The organism is Frankia sp. CcCS3 (genome assembly GCF_977927575.1).
Map to the genome: position 1 here is coordinate 1 of NZ_CDWRCL010000341.1, position 3,019 is coordinate 3,019.

Genomic DNA, 3,019 nt, shown 5'->3' on the forward strand with positions numbered 1-3,019 from the left:
GGCGATCTGCCCCGCGATCGTCACGAATCCCTGGCCCACCTCGGCACACGCGCTGTGCAGCCGGGCCCGCACCGTTCCGTCCTCAGCCAACTCCAGGCGGGCACGGGCGACGGAGGAGTCGTCCATGCCCTCCGAGAAGAGCAGGTTCTTGTAGGCCAGGGCGTAGCCGACCCCCCGACGGACCCGGCCCGGTTCGGCCGCGGCCGGTCGACCGCCGGGCAACGCGGTCACCGCGACATTCGCCGGCATCGCCGGCGGGAGCGGACGCGGGGCCACCGCCTCGATGACCTCCCGCGCCGGCAGCGGTGCGCCCATCACCTGACCGGTGGGCAGCACATCCCCCGGTCGGACGGCATTGCGGACGCGCAGGCCCACCGGATCCATGCCGAGGGCGTCGGCCAGCCGATCCATCTGGGCCTCGTGACCGATGGTCACCTGCGACACCCCGAACCCCCGCATGGCGCCGCACGGGGGGTTGTTGGTCCGCACGACGACTCCGTGCAGGTGGGCGTTCGGGACCCGGTACGGACCCGCGGCATGGGTGACCGCGTTCGCCAGCACCGCCGGCGAGGACGACGCGTAGGCACCGCCGTCCAGCACCAGCCGCGCCCGCACGCTGACCAGGTTCCCGTCGGCGGTGGCGCTGTGCTGGAACCACATCCGGGCCGGATGCCGGTGCGGATGGCCCAGGAAGGACTCGACCCGGTCGTAGGCGATCCGCACCAGAAGCCCCGTAGCCCGGGCGAGCAGGGCGCCGTGGATCTGAAGGGTGACGTCCTCCCGGCCGCCGAAGGCACCCCCCACACCGGCCAGGGCGAGCCGGACGAGCTCCTCCGGGAGACCGAGGCAGGCCGCGATCTGCTCCCGGTCCGAATGCAGCCACTGGGTCGCCACCCGCATGTCCACTCCACCATCGGCGGCCGGCATCGCCAGGGCCGCCTCGGGAGCGAGAAACGCCTGGTCCTGCATCCCGACGAGGTAGTGGTCCTCGACCACCACCGGGCCGAGCGCGTCGGGATCGCCGTGGCGCAGCTCGATCTCGCGGTACAGGTTGCCCGCCGGATGCAGCGGCTCGGCATCCGGCTGCCATACCCGGTCGGGGTCGGTCGAAGGTGCCAGCGGCTCGTAGTCCACCTCGATCGCGGCGAGCGCCCGGCGCGCGGTCCGGACGTCGACCGCAGCCACGGCGGCGACCGGTTCCCCCGCGTACCGGACCTCGGTCGCGGCGAACACCGGCTGGTCGGCGACGATCAGCCCGTAGGTGGCCGTGCCGGGGACATCGGCGGCGGTCACCACCCCCACGACGCCGGGCAGCCGGCGCGCGGCGTCGACGTCGACGCGCCGGATCCGCGCCCGGGCATGGGGCGATCGCAGGGTGCGGGCATGCACCATCCCCGGAACACGCAGATCACCAACGTAGGAGAAGCTACCGGTCACCTTGTCCGGCCCGTCCGGACGACGCACCGGACGACCGATCCCCGGACTCATCGGCCCACCCCCCCGGTGGGGCGGAGCAGGTGTATCCCCCGAAGGCAGGGTGCCCCGCTCAGCCTGCACTGTTCTGATGGCAGCGAGTATCCGGCCGTAACCGGTGCACCGGCAGATGTTGCCGGCCAACGATTCCCTGATCTCCTCCTCGTCCGCATCCGGCCGCCGGGTGAGCAGGTCCGTCACCGCGACCACGAACCCTGGGGTGCAGAAGCCGCACTGCACGGCGCCCTCCTCGAGGAACGCCGCCCGCACGGCCCTGGCGGGTCCCGCCGTCCTCAGACCGGTAACGGTGATCACCTGGGCGTCGTCGGCGTCCGCGGCGAGCACCGTGCAGGACGCCACCAACCGGCCGTCCAGGAGAACGGAGCAGGCACCGCAGCGCCCCTGCTCGCACGCGTCCTTCACCGAGGTCACCCCGATGACGTCCCGCAGGACGGTGAGCAGGGAGTCCCCGATCCAGGCGCCGGCCACCGTGTGCAGGAAGCCGTCGACATGGAGGTGATACGGCGCGACGACACCGTCGTCCGGCCAGGACGACCCGGCCGGCGGTCCGGCCGGGACCTCCCCCGCGAAACGGGCGGTCATGGCCGGGCGTCCTGCCCGGCTCCAGGGTCCACCGGCGCCCCCGCGGCATCCAGGCATCGGGTGAACGCCCGGGCGGCCAGCACGCCGGCAGCATGCCGGCGGTAGTCGGCGGAGACCCGCGGACCCGCCGCGAGCTCCGGCCCGGCCCGCCAGACCGCTTCGCTCACCAGCTCACCGAACCGGCGGGCCGCCGACGAGGACGCAGCCCCTGCGGACCAGTCCACCTCGTCGTGTGCGAACCGCTCGGCGACGGTTATCCGGATCGGCAGCCGACCCCCCCCCCGATCGCGCAGGCCAGTCGATGGCGCATCCGGTCGACGAGGACGGCGCACGACACCAACGCCTGGTAGGCGGCCTGCCTGCCCCCGATCTTGAGATAGCTCTGCGGTCCGGCCGGCCGCGGCAGCCTTACCGCGGTGACCAGGGCGTCGGGGGCGAGCCCGTCGGCGAGGAACGCGGGCAGCGTCATCCGGCCGGGTCCGCGCGGCGAGGCCACGAGGATCTCGGCGTCCGCGGCGGTGAGGAAGGTGAGCAGGTCGCCGGTGGGACGTGCCGAGCCCAGCGCGCCACCGACCGTGCCGAGGTTGCGGACCTGCGCGGAACCGACCACTCGGGCGGCGAGGGCGAGGCCAGGCGACAGTGACCAGCCCGCGAGATCGGTGTAAGTCACGCCCGCACCGACGGTGAGCGAATCCGCCCCGGCGCCGCGGACCCGCAGTTCCAGAACCCGGCGCAGGGCGACCACCGCTCCCGGCCGACGCTCGCCGGACCGGAGAGCGGGGACGAGATCGGTGCCGCCGCCCAGCAGATCGACCGCCCTGCCGGCGTCACGGGCGGTGGCCAGCATCTCCACTGCCTCCCCTACCGTGCGTGGACGGAACATGACGGCCGTCGCACCGCTAGGGCCTGTTTGGGAAGTTTATCGGGGCAGCCATTCGTTGAT

General features: G+C 73.4%; 1 protein-coding gene and 1 pseudogene. Both read right to left on the reverse strand.

Going from position 1 to position 3,019, the window contains the following annotated elements; genetic code table 11:
* On the reverse strand, positions 1-2,076 hold a 2,076-nt coding region (pucD, locus tag AC08OQ_RS18915; RefSeq protein ID WP_476602357.1), incomplete at its 3' end, for a xanthine dehydrogenase subunit D.
* Positions 2,073-2,959, reverse strand: a pseudogene (locus AC08OQ_RS18920) (FAD binding domain-containing protein). The gene pucD and the pseudogene AC08OQ_RS18920, both read right to left, overlap by 4 nt.
* Between the last annotated feature and the right edge of the window lie 60 nt (positions 2,960-3,019).